Here is a 6,417-nt window from a genome sequence, read left to right as displayed (position 1 = left end):
ATCCACGCACCGCAGCCAAACACCACCACGACGATCATACAAGCGACACGCCACAACAACCTAACAAAGCACTACTAACCGGGAGTCGGCGGTCAAGCGCGGAGCGTGGCCGGAGCCCGGGCCGCCCGGAAGTGGGTGTGCAGCAGTTCCGCCGTACGGAAGGCCAGGTCGATCGACTGGCTGCGGTTCAGCCGAGGGTCACACGCCGACTCGTAACCGGCGTGCAGGTCGTCGAAGGCGACCGGTTCCCCACCGCCGACGCACTCGGCGACATCGTCGCCGGTCAGCTCGATGTGCAGGCCACCCGGGTGGGTACCCAGCGCGGCGTGCACCTCGAAGAAGCCCGTCACCTCGTCGAGGATGTCGTCGAAGCGCCGGGTCTTGTGCCCGCTCGGCGCGGTGATCGTGTTGCCGTGCATCGGGTCACTGACCCAGATGACCGTGCCGCCGACGGACCCGGCCGCCTCGACAAGCGCCGGAAGCCGGTCGCGGATGATCTCGGCGCCCATCCGGGCGATGAAGGTCAGTCGGCCGGGCCGGCGGTGCGGGTCCAGCAGGTCGATGTAGGCGGCCACCTCGTCGGGGGTGGTCTTCGGCCCCAGCTTGACGGCGATGGGGTTGTCGATGGTGGTCAGGTACGCCAGGTGGGCACCGTCGAGCTGCCGGGTGCGCTCGCCCAGCCACAGCAGGTGACCGCTGCCGGCGTACCGCCGACCGCTGCGGGGATCCGTCCGGGTCAGGGCCTCCTCGTAGTCAAGCAGCAGGCCCTCGTGGCTGGTGTACAGGTCGACGCTGCGGGTACCGGTCAGGTCCATGTTGCAGGCCTGCACGAAGCTCAGCGCCTGGTCGATGTCGTCGGCGAGGCGCTCGTAGCGCTGGCCGACCGGCGAGCGCGCGACGAAGTCCTGATTCCAGGCGTGCACCTGACGCAGGTCGGCGTACCCGCCGGTCAGGAAGGCCCGGATGACCGCGATCGTCGCCGCCGAGGCCTGGTACATCTCGTGCAGGCGGCGGGGGTCGGGCCGGCGGGCCTCGGCGGTGAACTCGACGCCGTTGACCGCGTCGCCACGGTAGGCCGGCAGCGTCACAGCGTCGCGGGTCTCCGTCGGCAGCGACCGTGGTTTGGCGAACTGTCCCGCCATCCGCCCGATCTTGACGACCGGCAGCGAGCCGGCGTACGTGAGGACCACCGCGATCTGGAGCAGGGTTTCCAGCTTCCGGCGGATCGCCAGGGACGAGTTGCCCTGGAACGTCTCGGCGCAGTCACCACCCTGGAACAGGAACGCTTCCCCGCGGGCGACCTGCGCGATCCGGGTCGTCAAGTCGTCGCACTCCTGCGGTGACACCAGTGTCGACGCGGTGCTGAGCTGACCGACCACCCGGTCCAGCAGGTCACGGTCCGGCCAGTCCGGTGCCTGGGCGACCGGCCGGTCGCGCCAGTGGTCGGCCGGGCGGGCGATGGGGGTAGAGGCGTGGTGCGCAGGAGCCTGCAAGGCGATGGTCATGGGAGCCTTCCACGTCGGCAGAGCATGGTCTGGTGAGACGGGTCATGGATCGGCGAAGTTGAGCGTAGGCCCAGCGGACCGGGCCCCGTCAAACCCTTCGCGGTTCACCTGACCGGCCTGGCCGAGCTGTCTGCATCCCCGTGGTGACCTGCTCTTTCGCCACCACGACGGACGCTGCGGCGGGGAAGTGGACCGGTTCGCGGACCGACGAATGGTCTGGGGTCCCCCGGTACCACCTGCTTGGCTGGCAGCGGTGAAGGGGGATGTGATGCCGACCAGTGAAGCCGCCCGGACGGATCGCGACGCAGTGCCGTCGCAGGGCCTGCTCGACCAGGCGAGGGTGCCGGTCACGGTGCGATCGACGGATTTGGCCGCGCGCGATCCGCTGGAGCTCTACGCCTCCCTTGCCGCCAGCCTCGGCACCGACCAGGTGTTCCTGCTGGAGAGCCTCTCCGGGCCGGAGCCGCTGCGACGGGGTTCGGTGGTCGGTTGGGGTCGCCTCGCGCAGGTCCGGCTGCACCCGGGACACCTGGAGTTCGACGGGGTGCCCACCATCGTGGCAGCGCTGCGGCGGCTGGCCACCGGACTCGGGTTCCGCACGGATGGACCCGACCGGTGGACGTTCGACCGGGCGGAGAGCGTCTGGGAGCTGCTGCGACACACCCAACGCCTCTTCGACGTGGTGACCGACGAACCCACGCAGGCGTACGCCTTCGGTTTCCTCCTCACCGCCGGCTACGGCGCCGCCTGGCACATGGAGGACCTGCCTCCCCGGCCCGAGAGTGACCTGCCGGATCTGACGCTGACCCTGTTCCAGCACTCGGTCTGGTTCGAGGCCCGGTCCGGCCGGATCCGGCACTTGCGCGGCGACAACCCGGACTTCCCCGCCTCCCCGGGCGTGCCGTCGGCGCCGGAGGCGGCCGGGGAGACGGCGGCGGTGCCGGCCGCGCCGACCCCCGACGAGGTCAGCGACAACGTCGACCGGGAGACCTTCCTCGGCTGGGTGCGCCGCTGCTTGGAGCACATCCACGTCGGCGACATCTACCAGATCCAGGTCGGCCACCGGATCGACGTGCGGACGTCGCTGACCCCGCTGGAGGTGTACCGCCGGCTGCGGTCACGCAACCCCTCGCCGCACATGTACCTCCTGCCGTACGCCGGCTCCATTCTGATCGGCGCCAGCCCGGAGCTGCTCTTCCGCACCGAGGGGGACCTGCTGGTGATGCGGCCGATCGCCGGCACCACCCGCCGCGACCCGTCCGGGCGGGGAAACGACGAACGTGTGCAGGCACTGCTCGCCAGCACGAAGGAACGGGCCGAGCACATCATGCTGGTCGACCTGTGCCGCAACGACGTCAGTCGGGTCGCCCGCCCGCACAGCCTGGCCGTCGACCGGCTGATGGCGGTGGAGACCTTCTCCCACGTCTTCCACCTCGTGTCGACCGTCTCGGCCCGGATGGATCCGGCCACGGACGTCTGGACGGCGCTGCGGGCGACCTTCCCGGCGGGCACGATGACCGGCGCCCCGAAACTGCGGGCCATGGAGATCATCAACGAGATCGAGCGGGACGACCGGGGCAGCTACGCGGGCACGGTCGGTCTGGTCGACGCGCGTGGCTGGAGCGAGCTGGCCCTCTGCATCCGCACCGTCCGCTTCGACGGCGCCCGGTACTCGACGCAGAGCTCGGCCGGGATCGTGGCCCAGTCCGACCCCGAGGGGGAATGGGCCGAAACCCTCCACAAGATGTCCGCCGCCTACTGGGCCCTGACCGGAGAGGAGCTGCTGCCGTGAAGGTGCTTCTCATCGATGCCTACGATAGCTTCGTCCACATCATCCAGCAGTACCTGCGGGATCTCGGCGTGCAGGCCGAGACCGTACGGGCGAAGACCCTGCCGGAGGCCGACCTGCTGGCCTGGGGGCCGGACGCGGTCGTTCTCGGGCCCGGCCCGGGGCATCCGGCCGACTCCGGTCACGTCGAGCTGGTACGGCTCTTCGCCGACCAGGTGCCAGTGCTCGGGGTGTGCCTCGGCCACCAGGCCATCGGGATGGCCTTCGGTGCCGAGGTGCGGGTCTCCGGCCGGCCGATGCACGGCCGCACCAGCGTCGTCCGGCACGACGGGCGCGGCGTCTTCACCGGCGTGGCGCCGGACATGGTCGCCACCCGTTACCACTCGCTGGTGATCGGCGAGCCGCTGCCGGAGGTGCTGGAGGCGACCGCCCACTCCACCGACGACGGGTTCGTCATGGGCGTACGGCATCGGCACCTCCCGGTGGAGGGCATCCAGTTCCACCCGGAGAGCATCACCACCGTCGACGGCATCCGTCTGCTGGAGAACTTCCTGACCACCTCGGTGGCGGTGGTCTGACCGGTCCGGCCGGTCCGTCAGGCGGCGCAGCCGGTCCGTCAGGCGGTGTGCCGCAGACAGGGCCGGCCGGGCACCTCCGCGACCGTCTCTCCGATGGCGCGGATCGCCTCGAACAACCCCGACCTGGGCAGCCCGGCGTACCCGACGACCAAGGCGGCGGTCGGCGGTCCGCTGACGCTGCAGGACCGGCCGCCCGCGATCAGCACCGAGCGACCGGCCGCGCCGTCCACCAGTGCGGCTTCGTCGACGTGCGCGGGAAGTCTCAGGTATGCGTACAGCCCGGCCGCCGAACCGCTCATGCAGGCCTCGGGCAGATGCCGGCCGACCGCCTGGGTGAGCGCCTCGCGGCGCACCCGGCAGCGGGCCCGCATGCGTCGCGCGTGGCGGTCCAGCAGCCCGCTGCGGATGAACTCGGCGAAGGCCAGCTGGGTCAGGCTGTCGCCGGCGAATTCCCGCTCGGCGCCGACCCGGTCGAGGACGGGCGACAGGGTGGGCGGGACGCACAGCCAGCCCACCCGCAGCCCCGGGCCGAGGATCGTGCTGGCCGTGCCGGCGTAGACGACCCGGTCGGGTGCCTCGCGTTGCAGGGCCAGTGGCCGGGGCCGCGCCTCCATCCACAGGTCGCCGTCATGGTCCACCTCGATGATCCACGCGCCGGTGTCGTGTGCCCACCGCAGCAGCTGCTCCCGGCGGTCCCGACTCATCGTGACCCCGGTCGGGAACTGGTGGGCGGGGGTCGTCAGCACTGCCCGCACCCCGCTGCGGGCGAGCGCACGTACGTTGATCCCGCTGGCGTCGACGGGCACCGGGTGCAGGCGCTGGCCGAACCGGGCGGCGATGCCCCGGTGCCGGGGGTGGCCCGGGTCCTCCACGCCGAGGTGGTCGATGCCGATCCGGCGCAGCGAGATGCTCAACAGTCGCAGCGCCGCCGAGAAACCGGCGGTGACCAGTGTCTGCCCGGGGCCAGCCCGGACCCCCACCACCCGGCCCAGGTAGCCGGCGAGTTCGGTGCGCAGCGCCTCGACGCCGAACGGCGGTGGCCGGTGCAGATCGGGCAGGCGGACCGACCGCACCGCCCGCTCGTACGCGGCCAGCCAGTCGCTGTGCGGGAAGTGGACCCCGTTGCCCGCGTCCGGCCGCAGATCGAACCGGACGGACTGCGCCGCGGCGTGCTCCGCCGGCTCGGGCCGGGCCGGCACCGGCGTGATGTGCCGGGCGACGCGGGTGCCCGATCCCCGTACCGCTTCCAGGTAGCCCTCGGCGATCAACCGGTCGTACGCCTCCACCACGACGCTGCGGGAGACCTCCAGGTCCGCGGCGAGCTGCCGGCTGGATGGCAGCCGGGTGGCCGGTCGCAGCGATCCGGCGGTGATCTCCCGTTGGATGGCGTCGTGGATCTGCGCGGTCAACGGGGCACCGGAGTTCCGATCGACGTGGATGAACAGCCGCCAGGTCATCACGCCGCTCCCGTGATGCGGAAAGTGGACCGGCCGTACGACGTCGGGGTGGTCTGGCATGCCGCGACGTCCGATCCGACAGTGGGCAGGAGGACCCGAGGGGGCAACCGATGACCGAGACCGATCGGCGCTGGGCCGTTCTGATGAGCGCCCTGCTGCGGCGCGAGGATCTGACCGCGCAGGACACCGCGTGGGCGATGGACGAGGTGATGCGGGGCGCGGTCGGGCCGGCCCGGCTGGCGGCCTTCCTGGTGGCGCTGCGCGCCAAGGGGGAGACCGTCGCCGAGGTCGAAGGGCTGTTGCGGACGATGTACGCGCACGCGGTCCCGGTGCCCGTCGCGGGCCCGACCGTCGACATCGTCGGCACCGGCGGGGACGGCGCCCGGACGGTGAACATCTCCACGATGGCGTCGATCGTCGTCGCCGGTGCCGGGCTCCGGGTGGTCAAGCACGGCAACCGGTCGGTGTCGTCGTCGAGCGGCTCCGCCGACGTGCTGGAACACCTCGGTGTGCCGCTGCCGCTCTCGGCCGCCGACGTGGCGACGCTGGTCGACCAGGTGGGCATCGGGTTCTGTTTCGCGCCGGTGTTCCACCCGGCGATGCGGCACGCCGCCCCCGTCCGCCGGGAACTGGGCGTCCCCACCGCGTTCAACCTGCTCGGGCCGATGTCCAATCCGGCCCGACCGACCGCCCACGCGATCGGCGTCGCCGACCTGCGGGCCGGCCCGCTGGTCGCCGGGGTGATCGCCGGTGGCGGCGGGAACGCGCTGGTGTTCCGTGGTGACGACGGGCTGGACGAGTTGACCGTGACCACGATGTCCCGGGTCTGGGTGGTGCAGGACGGGACGGTGCACGAGGAGATCTTCGACCCGCGCGACATCGGCATCAGTTACTCCCCGTTGGCAGCGCTGCGCACCTCCGGGCCGCAGGACAGCGCGCGGGTCGTGGGCGAGGTGCTGGCCGGGTCGACCGGCCCGGTCCGCGACGCGGTGCTGCTCGCGGCGGCGGCCGGGATCGCGGCGGCCCGGCCGACCGACGAGTCGGTGACCGCCCGGCTGGCGGCGGGTGTGCGCAGCGCCGCAGAGAGC

At 72.0% G+C, this 6,417-nt stretch carries 5 protein-coding genes; 3 read left to right on the top strand and 2 right to left on the bottom strand.

Features of this window, described 5'->3' with window-relative positions:
* Positions 1-92 precede the first annotated feature (92 nt).
* On the bottom strand, positions 93-1,505 hold the full coding sequence (locus B0E53_RS31890; protein ID WP_107079368.1) for a 3-deoxy-7-phosphoheptulonate synthase class II: 1,413 nt from the start codon (positions 1,503-1,505) through the stop codon (positions 93-95).
* A gap of 268 nt (positions 1,506-1,773) precedes the next feature.
* Between B0E53_RS31890 and B0E53_RS31885 the strand changes: the two genes are divergently transcribed.
* Positions 1,774-3,297: an anthranilate synthase component I family protein gene (locus B0E53_RS31885; protein ID WP_107079367.1), complete on the top strand. Its 1,524-nt coding sequence runs from the start codon at positions 1,774-1,776 to the stop codon at positions 3,295-3,297.
* Complete coding sequence (locus B0E53_RS31880; protein ID WP_107079366.1) at positions 3,294-3,872, top strand: aminodeoxychorismate/anthranilate synthase component II; 579 nt, start codon at positions 3,294-3,296, stop codon at positions 3,870-3,872. Before B0E53_RS31885 ends, B0E53_RS31880 begins: the two co-directional genes overlap by 4 nt.
* A gap of 38 nt (positions 3,873-3,910) precedes the next feature.
* Here the strand turns inward: B0E53_RS31880 and B0E53_RS31875 are convergent, their stop codons facing one another.
* Complete coding sequence (locus B0E53_RS31875) at positions 3,911-5,329, bottom strand: PLP-dependent aminotransferase family protein (protein WP_107079365.1); 1,419 nt, start codon at positions 5,327-5,329, stop codon at positions 3,911-3,913.
* Between the two features lie 110 nt (positions 5,330-5,439).
* On the opposite strand from B0E53_RS31875, the gene trpD reads away from it, so the two are divergent.
* A partial coding sequence (trpD, locus tag B0E53_RS31870) for an anthranilate phosphoribosyltransferase (protein WP_107079364.1) occupies positions 5,440-6,417 on the top strand: 978 nt, incomplete at its 3' end.

Source organism: Micromonospora sp. MH33 (assembly GCF_003013775.1).
In the GTDB taxonomy this organism is placed as follows: Bacteria; Actinomycetota; Actinomycetes; order Mycobacteriales; family Micromonosporaceae; genus Micromonospora; species Micromonospora fulviviridis.
The sequence above is the reverse complement of the archived record's forward strand: the minus strand, read 5'-3'. Positions and strand labels throughout refer to the sequence as shown.

Bases quoted from the DNA above. Each gene is read 5' to 3' on its own strand.
- B0E53_RS31890 (WP_107079368.1), bottom strand. From the start codon at position 1,505: ATGACCATCGCCTTGCAGGCTCCTGCGCACCACGCCTCTACCCCCATC.
- B0E53_RS31885 (WP_107079367.1), top strand. From the start codon at position 1,774: ATGCCGACCAGTGAAGCCGCCCGGACGGATCGCGACGCAGTGCCGTCG.
- B0E53_RS31875 (WP_107079365.1), bottom strand. From the start codon at position 5,329: ATGACCTGGCGGCTGTTCATCCACGTCGATCGGAACTCCGGTGCCCCG.